Origin of the sequence: Variovorax sp. 770b2 (assembly GCF_900115685.1) — a bacterium.
Taxonomy (GTDB): Bacteria; Pseudomonadota; Gammaproteobacteria; order Burkholderiales; family Burkholderiaceae_C; genus Variovorax.
The window spans coordinates 2017400-2036196 of the sequence record NZ_FOXJ01000001.1; the positions used below are offsets into that span (position 1 = coordinate 2017400).

The window sequence follows — 18797 nt, forward strand, 5'->3', positions numbered from 1 at the left end:
CCCGCCAAGCGGGAGCGAGCTTGCTCGGGGCGGCCCGGCGCGGCGCTCATGACAAGCGATCCCGCGCATCGAGCACCATCACCAGTTCGCGCATCAGCCAGCGGCGACGCACCGTGTAGACCACGAAGGTGATCGAGGCCGAGGCGAGCGCCACGATCACCGCGGCGAACGCGGGCGCAAGGCTCTGCGCCACGCCGTGCGATTCGCCCGACGCAACGGCCACCAGCGCCGGCCCCATCGGGATCATGGTGGCGATGAGCCCGAGCATGGGCGCCACGCGGCTGCACAGGCGCACGCCTTCGAGGTGCTTGAGCACCACCAGCTCCATCTGCTCCTGGCTCGCATCGGCATGGCGCCGCAGCGCCAGCACGCGCGAGGGGTCGCGGCGGCGCTGCAGGTACTCGATGCCGAAGGCGCCGAGGCAATACACCGCATAGACGAAGGACAGCAGCACGCCGAGCGTCACGGGCCAGAGGAACAGGCGCGCGATCTCGAAGAGGACGGTATCGAAGGCCAGCATCAGGCGGTTTCCACGGAAGACGGGGTAAGGGAAAACAGGTCCGACGGCTGGCCCCAGCGCTCGTCGAACACCAGTGCCGAGAGCGGTTCGCGCTTCGACCAGCGTTCGCGCTGCAGAATCGGCTCTTCGTAGAAATCGTGCACCGGGCCCAGGCACAGCAAGGCGATGGGCTCGGCGCCTTCGGGCAGGCCGAGCAAGGCGCTCAATTCGGCCGGATCGAACAGCGACACCCACCCCATGCCCAGCCCTTCGGCACGCGCCGCGAGCCAGAGGTTCTGGATCGCACAGGAGGCCGAGGCCAGGTCCATCTGCGGCAGGGTGCGGCGGCCGAACACGTGCTTGTCGCGGCCATCGGCGAGCGACACGGCCAGCAACTCGGCCGCATCGAGCAGGCCCTGCACCTTCAGGCGCATGAATTCGTCTTCGCGCTCGCCGAGGGCGCGCGCCGTGAGCACGCGTTCGCGCTCGACCGCATCGTGCAGGCGATGGCGCAGTGCGGCATCGCGGATGCGGATGAAGCGCCACGGCTGCATGAAGCCGACGCTGGGCGCGTGATGCGCCGCTTCGAGCAGCGTGCGCAGGACGTCGGGCGCGACCGCGCCACCCGCGAAGTGCCGCATGTCGCGCCGCTCGCGGATGGCGCGGTACACCGCCCTCGTCTCGTCGGCCGCGAATGCGTGCTGCGCCATCGCGCTCAATCCTCGATGCCGCGCTGCGCCGGGATGCCGGCCTTGAACGCGTGCTTGACCATGGTCATCTCGGTCACGGTGTCGGCCAGCTCGATGATCTCGGGTGGACAGCGGCGCCCCGTGAGTGCCACGTGCACGTGCCTGGGCCGCGCGCGCAGCGTTTCGAGCACGCCTTCGAGCGGCAGCCAGCCGTAGATCAGCGGGTAGGTGATCTCGTCGAGCACCACCAAGAAGAACTCGCCCGAGAGGATCGCCGCCTTCGCCTTCTCCCACCCGTCGCGCGCCAGTTGGCCCGAGCGTTCGAGGTCCTGGCTCTTCCAGCTGAAGCCGTCGCCCAGCCCTTCGATCGGAATGCCGATCTGCTCGAACATGCGGTGCTCGCCGAAGCGTGCCGAGGGCACCTTCATGAACTGGTAGATCTTCACGGCCTTGCCGCGGCCGTGGGCGCGCAGCGCGAGGCCGAATGCGGCCGTGCTCTTGCCCTTGCCGTCGCCGGTGTTGACGATGACGATGCCGCGGCGTTCGCCCTCGGGCTTCTCGTAGGGCTTTTCGCTGGGGGGAGTTTCGATCTGCATGTGTGTGTTCCTTATTTCGGCAGCGCGATCCACTGGTCCGCCACGCGGTGCACGCGGATGCGGTGGTCGAACACCTGTTCGAGCGCGGTGTGGGTGGCCGGGTCGTCGCAGCCGCCGTGGTGCACCACGCGGCCCTTGTCCATCACGACCATTTCATCGGCGGCCAGCGCCATCGGCAGCTCGTGCAGCACGCTGACCACGGTGCGGCCTTCGGCCACGAGCGTGCGGGCGGTCTGCATCCAGTCGGCCTGGTGCGGCGGGTCGAGGTTGGCGAGCGGCTCGTCCATCAGCAGCACCTGCGCTTCGACCGCGAGGGCGCGGGCGAGCAGCACGCGCTGGCGTTCGCCGCCCGAGAGCTGGCCGAGCGGCCGGTCGCGCCAGTCCCAGGCCTGCGTGCTGCGCAGGGCCCGCTCCACGGCTTCGCGGTCGGCCTCGCTCGGGGCCGCGAGCCAGCGCTGGTGCGGCAGGCGGCCAAGCATGGCGACGTCGTAGACCATCAGGTCGTCGGCGCTCGCCTCGCCCGTGCCGCTCTGGCCGAGCCACGAGAGGCGCTGCGCGCGGATGCGGGCCGGGATCTTGCCCTCCGCCTCGCCGAAGAGCCGCACCTCGCCCCGGTGCGCGAGCAGGCCCGCAAGCGCCTTGAGCAGCGTCGACTTGCCCGCGCCGTTCGGGCCGACGATGCTGGTCCAGCGGGCGGACGAAAGTGCGAGGTCGATGCCGTGCAGCACTTCGGTCGCGCCGAGCGTGGCGCTGATGCGGCGCGCTTCGATGGCTGTGCCGCTCATGCCAGGCCTCCACGCGCGGCGCGCCGGTGCATCAGCCACAGCAGGTAGCTGCCACCGAGCACCGCGGTGAGCACGCCCACCGGCAGTTCCTGCGGCGCGATCAGCCAGCGCGCCAGGAGATCTGCCGCCATCAGCAGCAGGCCGCCCATCAGCGCCGCCAGCACGATCAGCCGCGCGTGCGTGGTCTTGACCACCGAGCGCACGAGGTGCGGCGCCGCCAGGCCGACGAAGGCGATCAGGCCGGTCTGCGCGACGGCCGCACCGGTGGCCAGCGCGAGCACCACGACCAGCGCCGCGCGCATGGCGCCCAGCGGCAGGCCGAGGCTGCGCGCGGTCGCCTCGCCGAGCGCCAACCCATCGAGCACCGGCGCCAGCGCCCACGCCGCCAGCAGGCACACCGCGCAGACAGCGCCCATCACGGCGCAGGCGCTCCAGCCGACCAGGCCGGTGCTGCCGAGAATGAAACCCTGGATGGCCTGGAGGATGTCGGCCGAGGCGATGGTGATCAGGTCTTTCGCCGCACCGAGCACCACGCCGACGATCACGCCTGCGAGCAGCAGCCGCAGCGTCTGCTGCACGCCGCGCGCCAGCGTGAGCGTCAGCAGCACCGCGAGCACCGCGCCGATGAAGGCCGCGCCGGTGAGGCCGAGCCGCATCACCCACTGCGTGCTCGCAGCGGAACCGCCGAAGAGCATCAGCGCCACCGCCACGCCCAGCGATGCGCCCGAGGCGCTGCCCAGCAGATACGGATCGGCCAGCGGATTGCGGAACAGCCCCTGCGCCACCGCGCCCGCGAGCCCCAGCAGCGCGCCCGCAAGCCACGCGCCGAGCGTGCGCGGCAGCCGGATGTCCCACACGATCTGCAGCGCCACCGGGTCGTGCCGCGCGGCCAGCAGGCTCTCGAAGCCGGTGCTGCCGATGCCCAGGCCGAACAGCAGCAGCGCGACGCCCAGCACCAGCAGTGCCGTGCCGAACACCACGACGCGGCGCAGGTGCGCGGTGTGCATGTGCGCGGTATGGATGTGCGCGGCGTTCACTGGCCCTTGTCCACCAGGCACTGCGCCATCAGGCGCGCCGCTTCGTCCATGCGCGGACCGGGCCGCACGAGCACGTCGGATTGCAGCGCGTCGAAGCGGCAGATGCGGCCTTCGCGCACCGCGCGGATGCCGCCCCAGCCGGGCCGCTGCTCCAGCCCCTGCGCGCTGCGCACGCTGACCATGATGAGGTCGGGATTGGCGCGCACCACGTACTCGGGGTTGAGCTTGGGAAACGGCCCGAGCTTCGCGGGCACGATGTTCTTCATGCCCAGCCGCGCGAGCGTCTCGCCGATGAACGACGACTCGCCCGCCGCATACGGCGTGCTGTTGACCTCGAAGTACACCCGCTTGCCCCGCGCGCTCGCAGGCACCGACTGCGCCGCGGCCGACACGCTCGCATCGATCACGCGCCACACGCGCGGCGCCTCGTGGGTGCCCAGCACCTGGTCGAGCTTGTCGAGCACGCGCTGCACGTCGGCGTGGCTCTTGGGTTCGAGCACCAATACCTTCAGGCCCAGCGCCTCGAGCCGCTGCGTGACGCGCGACGACTTGGCCAGCAGCACCGCATCGGGCCGGAGCGCGACGATGGCTTCCACATTGGGCTCGATGCCGCCGCCCATCTGCGGCAAGGCGCGCACTGCCGCCGGCGAGTTGGAATAGTTGTCCACGCCTACCAGCCGCTCGCAGGCGCCGAGCGCGCAGACGGATTCGGTGAGCGACGGCAGCAGCGAGACGATGCGCTGCGGCGGCTGCGGCAGGCTCACCGTGGTGCCGCGTTCGTCAACCACGTCCAAGGCGTGCGCGGCGAGCGCGCACAGCGACAGCCCGATGGCGGCGGCGATCGATGGAATCCGGCGCAGCTTCATCAGGCGGGTGCTTTCAGGCTCAGCGGCAGGCCGGCGGCCATCAGCGTCACGCGGCCACAGGCTGCGGCCACATCCTGGTTCAGCCGCCCCAGCGCATCGACGAAGGCGCGCGTCTCGCGGCCGAGCGGAATCACGCCCAGGCCGATCTCGTTGCCCACCAGCACCACCGGCCCGCGCGCCTCGCGCAGCGCGATCTGCAGCATGGTGGCGTGCGCCGCGGGCGTGCGCGTCACCGGCCGTGCGGCTTCGGTGCGCAGCGGCATCAAGAGGTTGGTGAGCCAGAGCGTGAGGCAGTCGACCACGACCAGCGTCTCGGGCGCGCTCTGGGTGACGATGGCGCGCGCGAGCTCGACCGGCTCCTCGATGGTCCGCATGCCGGGCACGCGCTCGGCGCGGTCGGCCTGGTGGCGCACGATGCGCTCCTGCATCTCGTCGTCGTGGGCCTGGGCGGTGGCGATCAGCACGGCGCGGTGGGTGCCGGGCGCGGCGGCGAGCCAGTCGGCCGCGCGCTGCTCGGCGCGGCGCGACTTGCCGCTCTTTTGCCCACCGAGGATGAATTCGTGCTCAACGGTCATCGATCTCTTCCTTTGCTGCGTCGTGGCCCAGCTCGATCGGCATCGCACCGAAGAGCCGCGCCGTGGCTTCCGGGCTGGAGGCGAACCATGCGTGGAAATAGCTGGCCCGCACCGGACCGTGCACATAGAAGGCCTCGCCGCCCCGCGCACCGACGGCCTGCGTGGCGCCGGGCCGGGCGGTGTGGGCGGAGGGCACGAGCGGCGTGTCGCAGCTCGAATAGTGGAACGTATGGCCGCGCAGGGTGTGGCTTCCCAACTGGAGTTGCTGGGGACCGAGGCCGGCGAGGCGCTTTTGCATCGTCACGCGGCCGGGCAGCAAACCCCAGAGACGATGGATGTGCTGCGGCGCTGCATCGGTGTGCGTGGCCAGTTCATCGAACAGCGCCATCATGCCGCCGCACTCGGCCCAGACGGGCCTGCCCGCGGCGACGTGCGCCCCCAGGGAGGCACGCATCGGTTCGTTCGCCGACAGGCCTTCGGCATGCAGCTCGGGGTAGCCGCCCGGCAGCCACACGGCATCGCAGGCCGGCAACGCATCGCCCGCCAGCGGCGAGAAGAACGCGAGCCGCGCACCGAGTGCCGAGAGCACATCGAGGTTGGCGGGATAGATGAAGGAGAACGCCGCATCGCGTGCGATGGCGATGGTGCGGCCCGCCAGCAGTTGCGTGGTGGCCGCGTCTTCCACCACAGCCGCATCGAAGCGCACTTGCGGCAGCTCGGCGACCGGCAAGCGGCCCAGCGGCGTTTCGGCCAGCACATCGGCCGCCGCATCGAGCCGCGCCATCGCGTCGTCGAGTTCGCCCGCGCCCACGAGGCCCAGGTGCCGCTCGGGCAACGCGAACCTCGCATCGCGCGGCAAGGCGCCCATCCATTGCGAGGGCTCCCGCAGCGCGTCCTTCAGCATGCCTGCGTGCCGCTCGCTGGCCACGCGATTGGCCAGCACGCCGGCCCACGGCAGGCCGGGCCTGAAGCTCTGCAGGCCATGGGCCAGCGCCCCGAAGGTGCCGGCCATCGCATGCGCGTCGATCACGGCCAGCACCGGCAGGCCGAAGCGCTCCGCGAGGTCGGCCGCGCTCGGCGTGCCGTCGAACAAACCCATCACGCCTTCGACGATCACGAGGTCGGCTTCGGCCGCCGCGGCATGCAGGCGCGCCCTGCAATCGGCCTCGCCCGTCATCCACAGGTCCAGCGAATGCACGGGCGCACCGGTGGCCAGCGCCAGCCAGTGCGGATCGAGAAAGTCCGGCCCGCACTTGAAGGCGCGCACGCGCCGGCCCTGCCGTGCATGCAGCCGCGCGAGCGCGGCGGCCACCGTCGTCTTGCCCTGCCCCGAGGCGGGCGCGGCGATCAGCACCGCGGCGCAGGTGGCTGCGGCGGCGTGTCGTGGCGAGCGGTCGTTTACTGCGGTGTCCACTTGAGGCCGAGGTAGGCGCTGCGGCCCCCGTTGGCGTAGAGCCGTGCGAACTGGTAGTCCTTGTCGCCCACATTGTCGATGCGGGCGATGAGGTTCAGGTCGCGCGTGATCTGCGTGCTGGCCGACAGGTTCAGCAGCGTGTAGCCGCCGAGCTTGACGGTGTTGGCCGTGTCGTCGTAGCGCTGGCTGGAGGCCTGCACCTCGGCGCCCAGCGTCCAGCCGGCCACGCGCCAGTCGGCGCCCAGCGTGCCGTGGCGCTTGGCGCGGCGTGCGAGCAGGTTGCCGGTGTCGGCATCCTTGGGGTCCTGCACGTCGAGCGAGGCGCGCAGCGTGACGTCGCCGATGCGCTGGCTGGCCGAGAGCGTCGCGCCCTGCAGGGTGGCGCGGTTCACGTTGGTGTAGCAGCCGAACGACGAGGCGCAGCCCCTGGCGGTGCCCACGAAGTTGATCAGGTTGCGCACGCGGTTGCGGTACACCACGATGCCGGCGGTGGTGCCGTCCTTGGCGTAGTTCAGGCCCAGCTCGACGTTGCGGCTGTCCTCGGGACGCAACGTGGCGATGCCGTATTCGCTGAAGCGCTGGTAGAGCGTGGGCACGCGGAAGGCGGTGCCGGCCGATGCGGTGAAGCGCAGCGACGGAAGAATGGCGAAGCCGTAGGCGGCGCTGCCGGTGGTCTTGCCGCCGAATTCGCTGTCCTTGTCGCGGCGCACGTGCAGCTGCAGCGAATGCGGGCCCTGCACGAAGCCGTAGCCCAGCGACAGCGCGTTCTGCGAGCGGTCTCGCGAGAACAGCTTGGCCGAGGTGGTGGGTGCGTTCTCCAGGCCGTCTTCGCGGCGCTCCAGCGTGGCCGTCACCAGGTGCGGGCCGAAGCGCAATTCGTTCTGGAACAGGTAGCCGCGCAGGTTGGTCTCGGTGCGATAGAACGAGGGCTGCGTCTTGTAGACCGATTGCGAGTCGGTCACCTGCACGCGGGTGCTGTAGATGTCGTTCCACTTGGCCGACCACGTGAGGCCCGCGGTGCGCAGCGTGTTGGTCGAGACGTCGTTCTTGAACAGGATCGGCGGCTTCGTCCTGAAGCTGACCGAGGCGTCGTAGCCTGCCTCGATGTTGCTCTGGAGCAGGGTGGCGTCGATGCGCTGGTCGGGCGTGATCTGCAAGCCCAGCTTCAGGTTGCCCGAGGTGCTGCGGTAGCCGTCGCGGTCGGGGCTGGTGAAGCCGTCCTTGGAGGGCGTGCGCTTGTCGGCCGGCTGCACGTTGAAGCCCTTGCTCTCTTCGTGCGCGACGCCGAACGAGTAGTCGAACAGGCCCGATTTGCCGCTCACGCCGCCTTCGATCTTGCGCAGGCCGTGGCTGCCCAAGCCGATGCCCGCATAGGGCGAGACGCCCTCTTCGCCGCGCTTGGTGAACAGCTGGATCACGCCGCCGATGGCGTCCGAGCCGTACACCGCGGCGGCCGGGCCGCGCAGCACTTCGATGCGGTCGATCTGCGAGAGCGGAATGCTTTCCCAGCCGGCGCCGCCAGTGGATTGCGAGTCGATGCGCACGCCGTCCAGGTAGACCGCGGTGAAGCGCGTTTCCGCGCCGCGGATGAACAGGCTGGTGGTGTTGCCCACGCTGCCGTTGCGCGTGATCTCGATGCCCGGCTGGCGCGCCAGCACGTCGGCCACGCCGGTCGCGCCGCTGCGCTCGATGGTCGCGCGGTCGATGATGGAGACATCGCCCACCAGGTCCGACAGCGGCTGCGGCGTGCGGTTGGCCGTGACCACCGTCTGGGGCAGCGCGGGCGTTGCTTCCTGCGCGAGCGCGGACAGCGGGATCAGTGACAGGCCGCCGAAGGCCGAGGCCAAGGCAAGCGGCAGGCACGCAAGATGACGGCGCGCAGGAGCGCGGCCGCGGGAAAGAGAAACGCAGGAAGTCATGGATCAGCCGAACGAACGTCAATGCCCCTGGCCGGCCTCCCCGCCGGCGCCTCGGGGCGCAATGACCGCCCCAGGCACGAACCGTTTCATCGGTTCATTGCATGCGGCAGCCGCCTTGTTGGCCGGTATCCGGGCTGGCAGAACGGCCCCTGCCGCCTTCCCAGGCACCTGTTTCAGGGCGCCCAGTGGCTGGATGGAAAGGGGTGGCGCCTTGCGGCGTCGTCTGCTTGACCGTTGCGGGGGCAGCGCAGGCGGCTTCGGCCTTGGTCCGATGTCCGGGGCTTCCGGATCTCGGGGGCGTTCACTCCTGCTTCCCGTTGAACTGCGCCGTGCGAACCACGGCGCGAGCACCAACGGGCGGGATTTTAGGCCCTGTGGCCGCGGCGCTAAGCCAAAAGTTGTGGCTGCCGCAACTTGGGCTACTTCGATTTGGCCGGGCGGACGGCCATCACCTCGATCTCGACCAGGTAGGCCGGGTTGGCCAGCGCCGCCACCTGCATTGCCGAACGCACCGGCAATCTCGGCTGCGCCGTGGTGCCGAAGAACTGGGTGTAGCCCTCCATGAAGCCGGCGAAGTCCATCTTGTTGTCCTTGGCCGGATCGCCCACCAGGAACACCTGCATCTTCACCACGTCGCCCATCGTGAGGCCCAGGCCCGTGAGGCTCTTCTCGATGGCCTTGAGCACGCCGACGGTCTGGCCCTTGGTGTCGCCGCCGTAGGCCGCCGCTGTGTTCTTGGGCGCGGCCGCATCCTGCAGCGGCGGCACCTGGCCCGAGAGATACACGTTGGTGAGCGAAGACGGCACCTCGACCGCGGCCGAGATCGGAAAGGTGGAGTTCGGAATGCGGTGGCGAATGACTTCGTCGGCCGCGTGCGCCGCCCCGGTGCCGGCTGCGAACAGGGCGGCGGCGAGCGCCAGTTGCTTTGTCTGGGTGAAGTGGGTCATGGTCATGCGTGTTGTCTCTCTGCTGGGTGGTAGATAGTGGATGGATGAAAGATCTGCCGGATGCCGCAACGAGGTCAAGGCCGCAGCTTCTTGACGCTCTCCGCGGAGATGGCATCGGGGTACTGATTGCCGAAATGCGTGCGCGCATAGCCGACCACCGAGGCGATCTGCTCGTCGCTCAGCATCTTGCCGAAGGCGGGCATGCCCTTCTGGCCGTTGATGACCACGTAGAGCGGGTACTCCGCGCTCGCCAGGCGCGGGTTCGATGCGAGCGGCGGGTAGGCGCCCGCGCCCTTCGCGCCCTGCCCCTGCGCCATGTGGCAGGCCTGGCAGGTGGCGCGGTAGATCGATTCGCCCGAGCTCTCCTGGAACCGGGGGCCGACGGAGAACGCGGGCTCGGGCGATTGCGCGAAGGCATGCCCGCCGATCGAGGCCAATGCGCCGAGCGAAAGGCCAAGCAGTGCGCGCTTGAAAGTCGTGAGAGTGTTGTTCATGGTGGGTGTGTCCTTCACTCTGCGTTCATGCAGCCACGGCGCGGGCGTGCAGCCGCTGGATGGCATCGAGCGACGAGAGCAGCGCGCCCTCCTGCCAGGCCGGAATGTAGGACGCGTGTTCGCCCGCGAGCGCGATGCGCCCGTCGACCTGGCACAGGTTCTTGTAGTGCTTCTGGCGCGTCTCGTCGGTCCACATGCCGTAGCAGCCGTGCGAGCCCGGCACGCGGTGCCAGCCGACCGAGATGCCGTTGTCGAACTCGCGCGCGTACTGCGGATGCAGCTGCGTGCCGAACTCGACCGCGCGGCGCACGCGCTCCTCGGGCGCCATCGCGGTGAATTCGTAGGAGTTCGGGCCGTCGAACACATAAGCGCCCAGCACCACCGCCTTGCCCTTGGCGCCGTAGCGCGTGGAGGGGTACGAGATGCGCGAGATCGGCAAATCGGTGTAGCTGATGCCGCCGTAGATGTGCTCGTCTTCTTCCCAGAAGCGGCGCTTGAACTGCAGGCCCACCTTCACCGAGGCGCCATAGGGCACGGCGTTGATCGCCTCCTGCATCGGGGCGCCGACCTGGATGTCGATCTGGCTCAACACCGACAGCGGAATGGTGCACAGGCACCAGTCGGCCTTGGCCTGCGTGACCGCGCCGCCCTTGGCTTCGTCGGTGTAGGTGACGGTGACGCCGCGGTCGTTCTGCTCGATCTTGGTGACCTTCGCGCCGTAGCGGATGAGGCTGCCGACTTCTTTCTGGAAGGCCTTGGCGATCATGTCCATGCCGCCCACGGGCTGGAAGATCGCGCTCTGGAATTCGTAGTCCTGGCCGCTCGCGATGTAACGCCAAAGGTTCGATTGCAGCAGCTCGCTCATGTCCAGCGGCTTCGATGGCTTGGCCAGCGGCATGAGGCCGCCGCCCGCATCGACTTCATAGCCGCGGCGGTCGCTGCCGATGGGGCCTTCGCGATAGCGGAACTGCGTGTCGAGCGCACCCCAGCGGCGCAGGCCTTCGAGCAGTTTTTCCTTGTCTTCCTTCGTCAGCGCCGCATCGAGGTTGCCCTGCTGCGTCGCCTTGCCGAGCAACTCGGCCACATAGCCCTGGTAGTCGGCCTGCACGTGGCGATAGCGCTGCGGCTTGCCGCCATAGGCCTTGCTCGAATGCACGAGCGCGTTGTAGTTGACCTGGATGAAAGGCTCGAGCGCAACGCCCAGCCGCTTGCAGTAGCCGAGCACCGCGTGGTGATGAAAAGGTATGCGCCACGGACCCGGGTTGAAGTACTCGCCCTTCGCAAAGCCGCACTGTTGCGCGGCACCACCGAGCTCGGTGAAGGTGTCGCCACCGCGCAGCGTCCAGCAGCGGCCACCCGCGCGCTGGCTGAACTCGAGCACCTTCACCGAGTAGCCCGCGGCGCGCAGTTCGAGCGCAGCGGCCATGCCAGCCAGACCCGCACCAAGAACCAGCACCGAAGCGCCCTTCTTTGCACCATCGAGTTTCGGAGGACCGCCGTAGTTGGACTCGGCAGCGAAACCCAGGGAGGTCATCGCCTGGTACATCGCGCCGCCACCTGCAGTCTTGCCGATGAGCGCGAGCAGGTCGCGCCGGCTGAATAGAGTGTTGTTCTTCGTGGTCATGGAGTGGCTATAAATGTTTGAAACGCCACTGCGAAGGCAGCAGAATCCATGCCAGACAAGGCACCGCGCGCCCTGCAGGCGGGCCCCATTCCCCGGGAAACTACAATCGCCAACCATGCCCGCCTCCAGCCCCATCGATCAGATCGCCGAGCGTGTGGAACGCATGCTCGTGCGTCACGAAGAGGTACAGCGCACCAATGCGCTGCTCCAGGAACAGGTCGATGCGCTCACGCGCGAACGCGACGGGCTCAAGTCGCGGCTCGCCGCGGCACGCACGCGCCTCGACGCGCTGCTCGAGCGGCTGCCGGCCGAACCACCTCCCGAAGACTCCACCGCATGAAGCAGATAGAAGTACAGATCATGGGCCAGAGCTATTTGCTCGGCTGTCCCGACGGCGGCGAGCCGCAGTTGCGCGATGCGGTCGAACGCGTGGATGCCGCCATGTGCAAGATCCGCGATGCGGGAAAAGTCAAGGCGCGCGATCGCATCGCGGTGCTGGCCTCGCTGAACCTGGCCTTCGACCTGGCGGCACAACAGTCGGTTGCGGTTGCCGCGCCTGCCGCTGCGCCCGTGCGTGCCACGACCGAGCCCGGAGAAGTCGATGCCAAGGCCGCCCAGCTCATTCAAAAGCTCGATCAGGCGCTGGCCGGCGATGGTCATTTGCTCTGAATGAACACCATGGACTCATACGGAGCGTAAAATCCGAACTGTCTGCGGTGCGCGTCGGGCTTAATATTTCCTTGTTCCAATGCTCTCCGGAGCCGGGCTTGGTACATCGCTCGACGGGTGTGATCATCTCGCGTCAGATGAACCCGAAGTCTTGCTGCCCTCGCCCACCTGAACCCTGGTTCAGGATGCGGGTTCGGCGCCCACTTGCAGACACCTTTTTCCATTGGCACGGCCCCCAGCACACACTGCTCGGGGCCGTTGCTTTGTCCGAAGACCTGCAACGTGACCGATCTCCTCGACCCCCTCCTGATTCTTGAACTGGCCGCGCTCGGCCTGGGCACCGGCTTTCTCGCGGGCCTGCTGGGCATCGGCGGCGGCATGCTGATGGTGCCGTTCATCACGATCATCATGGGTCACCGCGGCGTATCGTCCGATCTCGCGGTGAAGATGGCGATCGCCACCTCGATGGCCACGATCATCTTCACCTCGGTCTCCAGCGTGCGCGCGCACCACAAGCGCGGCGCGGTGCGCTGGGACATCGTCAAGCGCCTGGCACCCGGCATCGTGATCGGCAGCCTGGCCGGCAGCCTGGGCGTATTCGCGCTGCTCAAGGGCACGGCGCTGGCCATCTTCTTCGCGCTCTTCGTGGGCTTCTCGGCCACGCAGATGTTCCTCGACCGGAAGCCCAAGCCCACGCGCCAGATGCCGGGCACCGGCGGCCAGCTCGCGGCCGGCGGCGTGATCGGCTTCATCTCGGGCCTGGTGGGCGCGGGCGGCGGCTTCATCAGCGTGCCGTTCATGGCGTGGTGCAACATCTCGATCCACAACGCGGTGGCCACGAGCGCGGCGCTGGGCTTTCCCATCGCGGTGGCCAACGTGATGGGCTATGCGATCAGCGGCCAGTCGGTGCAGGGCCTGCCCGCGGGCTCCTTCGGCTACATCTGGCTGCCGGCGCTGGTGGTGATTGCGCTGTGCAGCGTGTTCACCGCGCCGCTGGGCGCCAGGGCCGCGCACACGCTGCCCGTGAAGAAGCTCAAGCGGGTGTTCGCGAGCATCCTCTACCTGCTCGCCGCCTACATGCTCTGGAAGGGCCTGCAAGGCTGAGGCACGGGTTGGAAAGCACGGGGCTGGAAATAGCCCTTCGGTTCTCGGGTGAGACCCGTTGCGACCCACAGGTCGCAGCCGTATAACGGTTTCATGAAAATCCTCATCGCCGTCGATGGCAGCGCCTACACCCGCAAGGCGCTGGACTACCTCGTCGCCAACCGCGCCATGTTCGTGGACGGGCACGAGCTCATCGTGGTCCACGTGTGCACCGGCATCTCGGGCCACGTGACGCGGCACCTGAGCAAGGAGATCGTGACGGAGTACTACGCCGAGGAGAGCGCCAAGGTGCTCGATCCGGTGAAGGCGCTTCTTGCCGAGAAGGGTGTGGGCAACTACACGATCGACAAGCGCCACGGCCATGCGGCCGAGGAAATCCTCAAGTCGGCCACCGCCGCGCAGGCCGAGCTGATCGTGCTCGGCACCCACGGCCACGGCCTCTTCGGACGCGCGCTGATGGGCTCGGTGGCGACCAAGGTGATCGGCGAGACCGACATCTCGGTGCTGCTGGTCCAGTAGCAAGCGCCCGGCTGCTACTGCGCCCTCGGCACCTGTGGGTGCCGCCACTCGCGCGGCGAGCAGCCGAAGCGCTCGCGGAACGCGCGGCTGAAATGCGCCGCATCGTTGAAGCCGCGCCCATACGCGATCTCCCCCACCGGCTTGCCCGCCAGGCGCGGCTCCAGCAGGTCGCGGCTGCAGGCGTCGAGCCGGCGCTCCCAGATGTACTGCGAGGGCGTCAGCGGCTCGCTCTTGAAGACGCGGTGGATGTGGCTCGCCGACACCCCGAGCGAAGCCGCGATGCTGCCCACCGAGAGCGACGGATCGGCCAGTTGCTCGTCGATGCACCGCTTCACGCGCGCAAGGTGGTACGCCGTGAGGTTACTGAGCGACGGCGCACGCGCCGCCGGCAGCGTCTGCAGGCCCGCCACGAGGATGCTCTGCACGCCGTTGGCCACGGCCAGCGCCGATGCGGGCTGCAGCGTGTCGATGTCCTCCCGCAGCGTGCGGATCATGCCCAGCAGCAGATGCCCCGCGCCCTCCTTGCCCGACACCGTGGTGGCCGTCAGCGCCTCGGTGTCGCGCAGTTCGCTGCGCAGGCGCTCGCCGGGCAGCTTGAGCACGATCTGCTCGAAGGTGTCGTCGAAAAGCAGTTGGTAAGGCCGCGTGCTGTCGTACAGCGCGAAGTCACCGGCCGAGAGCACCGCATCGCGCCCGTCCTGGCGCACCACGCCGCGCCCCTCGGCCTGGATGCTCACGAGGAAATAGTCGTCGCCCGAGCGCGCGATGTGCCCGCTCGTGCGCATGACCTTCTGCGGACCCGACCTGACCACCGACACGTCCAGGCTGGGCAGCGAGTGCTGGCGGATGCTGCCTTCGAAGCGGCCGATGTCGTCCGGCCGCACCGGGTCGCACCCGAGCTGCACGTAGACGTTGCAGATCATGTCGGTCCAGTAGGCCAGGCGCTGGTCGCGCGCCACGGCATCGGTGCTGAGCAACTGGTTCATGGGGGTCCCCGGAAAGCGCATGCAACGCTGGAACAAGAACGCCGCCAGTTCGGATCAAGGCGTTCCGCGGCGGCGAATCTACGCTTCAAGCAACCCGCATGCCACCGCGCAAACCCGCGTTGGGGGTGTGCGAAGTTGTTTCATCCACCCCACCACCATCACCTCCGGAAGCCCGCCATGCCCACCACCGTTCATCCCAAGCTCCGCGTCGCCGCCGTTCAGGCCGCGCCCGTGTTCCTCGACCTCGACGGCACCATCGACAAGACCATCGAGCTCATGGCCCAGGCAGCGGGCCAGGGCGTGAAGCTCATCGCCTTTCCCGAGACCTGGGTGCCCGGCTATCCCTGGTGGATCTGGCTCGATTCGCCCGCCTGGGGCATGCAGTTCGTGCAGCGCTACCACGACAACTCGCTGGTGGTCGGCTCGGCCGAGTTCGACCGCATCAAGGAGGCCGCACGCAAGCATCGCATCTGGGTGTCGCTCGGCTACAGCGAGAAGGCCGCGGGCAGCCTCTACATCGCGCAGGCGCTCTTCGACGACCAGGGCAACACCGTGCAGACGCGCCGCAAGCTCAAGCCCACGCACGTGGAGCGCACCGTGTTCGGCGAAGGCGACGGCGCCGACCTCGCGGTGGCCGAGACGGCCATCGGCAACGTCGGCTCGCTCTCGTGCTGGGAGCACCTGCAGCCGCTCAGCAAATACGCGATGTATGCGCAGAACGAGCAGATCCACTGCGGCGCGTGGCCCAGCTTCTCGCTCTACCGCGGCGCTGCCTACGCGCTCGGGCCGGAGGTCAACAACGCGGCGAGCCAGGTGTACGCGGCCGAGGGCCAATGCTTCGTGATCGCGCCGTGCGCCACCGTCTCGCCCGCGATGAGCGAGCTGATGTGCACCGATGCCGGCAAGCAGCAGATGCTGCGCACCGGCGGCGGCTTCGCGCGCATCTACGCACCCGACGGCTCGCCGCTCGGCACGCCGCTGGCCGAAGACCAGGAGGGCCTGGTGATCGCCGACATCGACCTGGGCATGATCTCGCTCGCCAAGGCGGCGGGCGACCCGAGCGGGCACTACTCGCGACCCGATGTCACGCAGCTGCTGCTCAACAAGACGCGCCGCGAGCCCGTGGTGCTGCAGCGCACGCCCGAGCCCGATCGCAGCGCACCCGAAGCCGTGGCCGCGGGCACCGAGCCGCGCCTGCAGCTCGCGGCCTGACCGCACCGGAGCCCCGCCATGGAATCCGCCATTGCCGAGCACCTGAAATGCCCCCGCACGCGGCACCGCCGCGTCGAGGACGACTACACGCCGCCCTACCCCGTCTGGTCGGCCCGCGCACCGGCTTCGGTGACGCAGGTGGTGATGGGCTATTTCGGCGTGCAGTCGCGCGGCCCCCAGATGCAGGGCCGCGCCTGCGCCGCGCTGATGAAGATCGCGCGCGATTTCGCGCTGCCCGACGGGCCGGGCCATCACGACCTCACGCACTGCGTCGATGCCGACGGCTTCGACAACATGGTCGCGATCGCCTACTGGGACGACGCCGCGGCCTTCGCACGCTGGAGCGCGACGCCCGCCATCAACGCATGGTGGCGCTCCGACGAGCGCCTCGCGGAGGGCCTCGGCTACTTCCGCGAAATCGCCTCGCCGCGCGTCGAGCACTTCGAGACCATGTTCAACACGCCGGACCGCTTCGAGGGCGTCGGCGTGGTGATGGGAGAGGTCAGCGGTGAGTTGCAGGAGCACGGCTACTGGGGGTCGATGCGCGACCGCATCCCGCTTTCGCAGACCGATGCGCTGTCGCCCTCGGGCACGCGCGCGGTCATCGCCGGCGCGCCGGCACCGGGCCAGCGCGTGCGCATCGCGGGCCACGAGAACATCGCGATGATCCGCTCCGGCCAGGAATGGACCGACACCGCCGGCCAGGAGCGCACGCTCTACCTGGAGGAGATGGAGCCGGTGCTGCGCGAAGGCATGGACTTCTTGCGCGACCAGGGCCTGTCCATCGGCTGCTACAGCAACCGCTACATGCACCACCTCGACGCGAAGGGCGCGCCGCTGCAGAAGTCGTTCGGCCTGAGCTACTGGCGCTCGCTCGCCGACATGGAGCGCTGGGCCGAATCGCATCCCACGCACGTCGCGATCTTCGGCAGCTTCATGCGCTATGTGCAGGCGCTGAATTTCCAGCTGCAGCTGCGCGTGTACCACGAGGTGTCGGTGCTCAAGGCCGACGAGCAGAGCTACGAATACATCAACTGCCACGCGCGCAGCGGGCTCATGAACGGGCTGTCTGCGGCCTGAGAAAAATTCGACGCGCGGGATTGCCTTAGGATTCGCCCCCTCTTTCTCAAGGCCGCAAGGCAAGGACCCCGACCATGTGGAGCGATCTCGAAAGACTCGTCGAAGCCTCGATGCAGGAGTGGCAAGTGCCCGGCCTTGCGCTGGCGGTGATCCAGGACGGCGAGGTGGTGCTGCAAAAGGGCTACGGCGTGCGCGACACCGACACCGGCCTGCCCGTGACCACCGACACGCAATTCTTGCTGTGCTCGATCACCAAGTCGTTCACCGCCGCGGGCCTCGGCCTGCTGGTCGACGAACGCAAGCTGGACTGGGACCGCCCGGTGCGCGAGGTGCTCCCCGAGTTCCGCCTGCACGACGCGGTGGCGACCGGGCGGCTCACGGTGCGAGATCTCCTGTGCCACCACAGCGGGCTGCCGCGCCACGACTGGATCCACATGCCCGGCGACCTGAGCAACGCGCAGATGCTCGCCGCGCTCAGGCACCTCGCGCCGAACAAGGACCTGCGCGACACCTTCCAGTACTCGAACCTGGGCTACCTCGTCGCGGGAATGATCACCGAGCGCATCAGCGGCCAGCGCTACGAAGACTTCACCACCGAGCGCCTGATGAAACCGCTGGGCCTTCACCACTTCGGCTTTTCCATCGAGGCGCTCGGCGCCGCCGAAGACGGCGCCCGTCCGCATGCGATCGACGGCGACGAGCGCCATCGGTCGCCGCTGTCGCCCATCCGCGCGACGCCCGCCGGCGGCATCAACGCCTCGGTGGCCGACCTGGCGAAATGGGCGCGCTTCCTGCTCGACGGCAAGGCGGACGGCCGCCAACTGCTCTCGCCGCAAGCGCTGCGAGAGATGACTACACCGCGCGTGCACATGGGCCGCTCCGAATACGCGGAGATCGGCGATTCGCACTACGGCCTGGGCCTCTTCTGCGAGCAATACCGCGGCGATCGCACGATCGCGCACTCGGGCTCGTGGACCGGCTGGAGCACGCTCATGACGCTGCTGCCGGAACGCCTCGCCGGCGTCGTGGTGCTGACGAACCGCACGCCGGGCGGTGCCACGCCCATCCTCACCTTCGCGGCGCTCGACCGCCTCTCGGGCCGCGAGCCGATCGACTGGTTCGGCCGGCTCGCACCGAAGCGCCGGCAGGCCGTGGCACAGCAGAAGCTCGACAAGAAGGCTGCCGCGGAAGTTCGCCACAGCGAAACCCGGCCGAGCCATCCGCTCGGAGACTATGCCGGCGAGTACGAGCATCCGGCCTATGGGCGCATCCGCATCGAGCAACGGGGGGACGGGCTTGCATGGCACTGGCGCGGCACGGAAGACCTGCTCCAGCACCGCCACTACGACGTCTTCATCACGCCCGACCGGCCGACGATCATGCATCCGAGCGACCGCACCCTCACCTTCCGCTACGACCGGCAGGGCCACATCGACCGCATCGAGGTGCCCCTGGAGCAGATGGTGGACGACATCGTGTTCCGCCGCGTCGCGGCCGGCGAGGTGCTGGACCCCGCCTTCCGCCGGCTGTGCGCCGGCGACTACCTGCATGCGGGGCGCGTGATCGAGATCCGGCTCGACGCCGGCGACCAGCTCAGCATGACGATCCCGGGCCAGCCGACCTACCGGCTGCTGTCGGCCGGCGGGCGGCGCTTCAACGTCGAGACGCTCGAAGGCTTCAGCGCGGAGTTCCGCCGGCCTTCACCGGAGGTGGTGGATGCGCTGGTGTTTCACGAGCCGCGCGTCACTGCGCTCGCGCCGAGGATCACCGGGGACTGAGCGG

The 18797-nt window shown here is 68.9% G+C and carries 20 protein-coding genes and 1 riboswitch; of the genes, 7 read left to right on the forward strand and 13 right to left on the reverse strand.

The window, feature by feature from the left end:
• Window positions 1–46: 46 nt before the first annotated feature.
• The 12 genes from BM133_RS09190 to BM133_RS09245 form a co-directional block, all read right to left on the reverse strand.
• Window positions 47–520, reverse strand: a complete 474-nt coding sequence (locus BM133_RS09190) for a MotA/TolQ/ExbB proton channel family protein (protein ID WP_093433167.1) — start codon at window positions 518–520, stop codon at window positions 47–49.
• A complete protein-coding gene (gene bluB / locus BM133_RS09195; RefSeq protein WP_093433169.1) occupies window positions 520–1209 on the reverse strand; it encodes a 5,6-dimethylbenzimidazole synthase in 690 nt (229 codons plus the stop codon). The genes BM133_RS09190 and bluB overlap by 1 nt, the downstream gene beginning before the upstream one ends.
• A gap of 5 nt (window positions 1210–1214) precedes the next feature.
• Window positions 1215–1784, reverse strand: a complete 570-nt coding sequence (cobO, locus tag BM133_RS09200; protein ID WP_093433171.1) for a cob(I)yrinic acid a,c-diamide adenosyltransferase — start codon at window positions 1782–1784, stop codon at window positions 1215–1217.
• Window positions 1785–1795: 11 nt separating this feature from the next.
• Window positions 1796–2569, reverse strand: coding sequence for an ABC transporter ATP-binding protein (locus tag BM133_RS09205; protein ID WP_093433173.1), 774 nt, complete (start codon window positions 2567–2569; stop codon window positions 1796–1798).
• The gene (locus tag BM133_RS09210) at window positions 2566–3576 is read right to left on the reverse strand and encodes a FecCD family ABC transporter permease (RefSeq protein WP_093433175.1); all 1011 of its coding nucleotides are present in this window, start codon (window positions 3574–3576) and stop codon (window positions 2566–2568) included. Before BM133_RS09210 ends, BM133_RS09205 begins: the two co-directional genes overlap by 4 nt.
• A 26-nt stretch (window positions 3577–3602) precedes the next feature.
• On the reverse strand, window positions 3603–4472 hold the full coding sequence (locus tag BM133_RS09215; protein WP_093433176.1) for an ABC transporter substrate-binding protein: 870 nt from the start codon (window positions 4470–4472) through the stop codon (window positions 3603–3605).
• Window positions 4472–5047: a bifunctional adenosylcobinamide kinase/adenosylcobinamide-phosphate guanylyltransferase gene (locus BM133_RS09220; protein ID WP_093433178.1), complete on the reverse strand. Its 576-nt coding sequence runs from the start codon at window positions 5045–5047 to the stop codon at window positions 4472–4474. Before BM133_RS09220 ends, BM133_RS09215 begins: the two co-directional genes overlap by 1 nt.
• Entirely contained in the window at window positions 5037–6461 is a 1425-nt protein-coding gene (locus BM133_RS09225; RefSeq protein WP_093433179.1) for a cobyrinic acid a,c-diamide synthase CobB, read from the reverse strand. The genes BM133_RS09220 and BM133_RS09225 overlap by 11 nt, the downstream gene beginning before the upstream one ends.
• Window positions 6446–8380 carry a TonB-dependent receptor domain-containing protein gene (locus BM133_RS09230; protein ID WP_093433181.1) on the reverse strand — a complete coding sequence of 645 codons (1935 nt, stop codon included), beginning with the start codon at window positions 8378–8380 and terminating at the stop codon, window positions 6446–6448. The genes BM133_RS09225 and BM133_RS09230 overlap by 16 nt, the downstream gene beginning before the upstream one ends.
• Window positions 8381–8482: 102 nt before the next feature.
• A riboswitch (cobalamin riboswitch) is annotated at window positions 8483–8750 on the reverse strand.
• A gap of 49 nt (window positions 8751–8799) precedes the next feature.
• A complete protein-coding gene (locus BM133_RS09235; RefSeq protein ID WP_218158351.1) occupies window positions 8800–9333 on the reverse strand; it encodes a RidA family protein in 534 nt (177 codons plus the stop codon).
• 68 nt (window positions 9334–9401) lie between these two features.
• A complete protein-coding gene (locus tag BM133_RS09240) occupies window positions 9402–9821 on the reverse strand; it encodes a c-type cytochrome (RefSeq protein WP_256219104.1) in 420 nt (139 codons plus the stop codon).
• Window positions 9822–9846: 25 nt separating this feature from the next.
• Window positions 9847–11445 (reverse strand): flavin monoamine oxidase family protein, encoded by a 1599-nt coding sequence (locus tag BM133_RS09245; protein ID WP_218158352.1) that lies wholly within the window; start codon window positions 11443–11445, stop codon window positions 9847–9849.
• Window positions 11446–11560: 115 nt separating this feature from the next.
• Between BM133_RS09245 and BM133_RS09250 the strand changes: the two genes are divergently transcribed.
• The 4 genes from BM133_RS09250 (at window position 11561) to BM133_RS09265 (ending at window position 13737) form a co-directional block, all read left to right on the forward strand.
• On the forward strand, window positions 11561–11785 hold the full coding sequence (locus BM133_RS09250; protein ID WP_093433184.1) for a DUF904 domain-containing protein: 225 nt from the start codon (window positions 11561–11563) through the stop codon (window positions 11783–11785).
• Complete coding sequence (locus BM133_RS09255) at window positions 11782–12114, forward strand: cell division protein ZapA (protein ID WP_093433185.1); 333 nt, start codon at window positions 11782–11784, stop codon at window positions 12112–12114. The genes BM133_RS09250 and BM133_RS09255 overlap by 4 nt, the downstream gene beginning before the upstream one ends.
• A gap of 282 nt (window positions 12115–12396) precedes the next feature.
• Entirely contained in the window at window positions 12397–13218 is an 822-nt protein-coding gene (locus BM133_RS09260; RefSeq protein WP_093433187.1) for a sulfite exporter TauE/SafE family protein, read from the forward strand.
• Window positions 13219–13311: 93 nt separating this feature from the next.
• A complete protein-coding gene (locus BM133_RS09265; RefSeq protein WP_093433189.1) occupies window positions 13312–13737 on the forward strand; it encodes a universal stress protein in 426 nt (141 codons plus the stop codon).
• Between the two features lie 14 nt (window positions 13738–13751).
• Here the strand turns inward: BM133_RS09265 and BM133_RS09270 are convergent, their stop codons facing one another.
• Window positions 13752–14723, reverse strand: a complete 972-nt coding sequence (locus BM133_RS09270) for an AraC-like ligand-binding domain-containing protein (protein WP_093433190.1) — start codon at window positions 14721–14723, stop codon at window positions 13752–13754.
• 177 nt (window positions 14724–14900) lie between these two features.
• On the opposite strand from BM133_RS09270, the gene BM133_RS09275 reads away from it, so the two are divergent.
• From BM133_RS09275 to BM133_RS09285, 3 genes are all read left to right on the forward strand, one after another.
• Window positions 14901–15935 (forward strand): carbon-nitrogen hydrolase family protein, encoded by a 1035-nt coding sequence (locus BM133_RS09275; protein WP_093433192.1) that lies wholly within the window; start codon window positions 14901–14903, stop codon window positions 15933–15935.
• A gap of 18 nt (window positions 15936–15953) precedes the next feature.
• On the forward strand, window positions 15954–17015 hold the full coding sequence (locus BM133_RS09280; protein WP_093433193.1) for a phenylacetaldoxime dehydratase family protein: 1062 nt from the start codon (window positions 15954–15956) through the stop codon (window positions 17013–17015).
• A gap of 74 nt (window positions 17016–17089) precedes the next feature.
• Window positions 17090–18793 (forward strand): serine hydrolase, encoded by a 1704-nt coding sequence (locus BM133_RS09285; protein ID WP_093433194.1) that lies wholly within the window; start codon window positions 17090–17092, stop codon window positions 18791–18793.
• Window positions 18794–18797: the final 4 nt, after the last annotated feature.

What these genes read in the sequence shown, in the direction of transcription:
- BM133_RS09235 (WP_218158351.1), bottom strand. Translation starts at nt 9,333, where the DNA reads ATGACCATGACCCACTTCACCCAGACAAAGCAACTGGCGCTCGCCGCC.
- BM133_RS09215 (WP_093433176.1), bottom strand. Translation starts at nt 4,472, where the DNA reads ATGAAGCTGCGCCGGATTCCATCGATCGCCGCCGCCATCGGGCTGTCG.
- BM133_RS09270 (WP_093433190.1), bottom strand. Translation starts at nt 14,723, where the DNA reads ATGAACCAGTTGCTCAGCACCGATGCCGTGGCGCGCGACCAGCGCCTG.
- BM133_RS09210 (WP_093433175.1), bottom strand. Translation starts at nt 3,576, where the DNA reads ATGCACACCGCGCACCTGCGCCGCGTCGTGGTGTTCGGCACGGCACTG.
- BM133_RS09255 (WP_093433185.1), top strand. Translation starts at nt 11,782, where the DNA reads ATGAAGCAGATAGAAGTACAGATCATGGGCCAGAGCTATTTGCTCGGC.
- BM133_RS09245 (WP_218158352.1), bottom strand. Translation starts at nt 11,445, where the DNA reads ATGACCACGAAGAACAACACTCTATTCAGCCGGCGCGACCTGCTCGCG.
- BM133_RS09190 (WP_093433167.1), bottom strand. Translation starts at nt 520, where the DNA reads ATGCTGGCCTTCGATACCGTCCTCTTCGAGATCGCGCGCCTGTTCCTC.
- BM133_RS09220 (WP_093433178.1), bottom strand. Translation starts at nt 5,047, where the DNA reads ATGACCGTTGAGCACGAATTCATCCTCGGTGGGCAAAAGAGCGGCAAG.
- BM133_RS09250 (WP_093433184.1), top strand. Translation starts at nt 11,561, where the DNA reads ATGCCCGCCTCCAGCCCCATCGATCAGATCGCCGAGCGTGTGGAACGC.
- BM133_RS09280 (WP_093433193.1), top strand. Translation starts at nt 15,954, where the DNA reads ATGGAATCCGCCATTGCCGAGCACCTGAAATGCCCCCGCACGCGGCAC.
- BM133_RS09240 (WP_256219104.1), bottom strand. Translation starts at nt 9,821, where the DNA reads ATGAACAACACTCTCACGACTTTCAAGCGCGCACTGCTTGGCCTTTCG.
- BM133_RS09265 (WP_093433189.1), top strand. Translation starts at nt 13,312, where the DNA reads ATGAAAATCCTCATCGCCGTCGATGGCAGCGCCTACACCCGCAAGGCG.
- BM133_RS09275 (WP_093433192.1), top strand. Translation starts at nt 14,901, where the DNA reads ATGCCCACCACCGTTCATCCCAAGCTCCGCGTCGCCGCCGTTCAGGCC.
- cobO (WP_093433171.1), bottom strand. Translation starts at nt 1,784, where the DNA reads ATGCAGATCGAAACTCCCCCCAGCGAAAAGCCCTACGAGAAGCCCGAG.
- BM133_RS09205 (WP_093433173.1), bottom strand. Translation starts at nt 2,569, where the DNA reads ATGAGCGGCACAGCCATCGAAGCGCGCCGCATCAGCGCCACGCTCGGC.
- BM133_RS09285 (WP_093433194.1), top strand. Translation starts at nt 17,090, where the DNA reads ATGTGGAGCGATCTCGAAAGACTCGTCGAAGCCTCGATGCAGGAGTGG.
- bluB (WP_093433169.1), bottom strand. Translation starts at nt 1,209, where the DNA reads ATGGCGCAGCACGCATTCGCGGCCGACGAGACGAGGGCGGTGTACCGC.
- BM133_RS09230 (WP_093433181.1), bottom strand. Translation starts at nt 8,380, where the DNA reads ATGACTTCCTGCGTTTCTCTTTCCCGCGGCCGCGCTCCTGCGCGCCGT.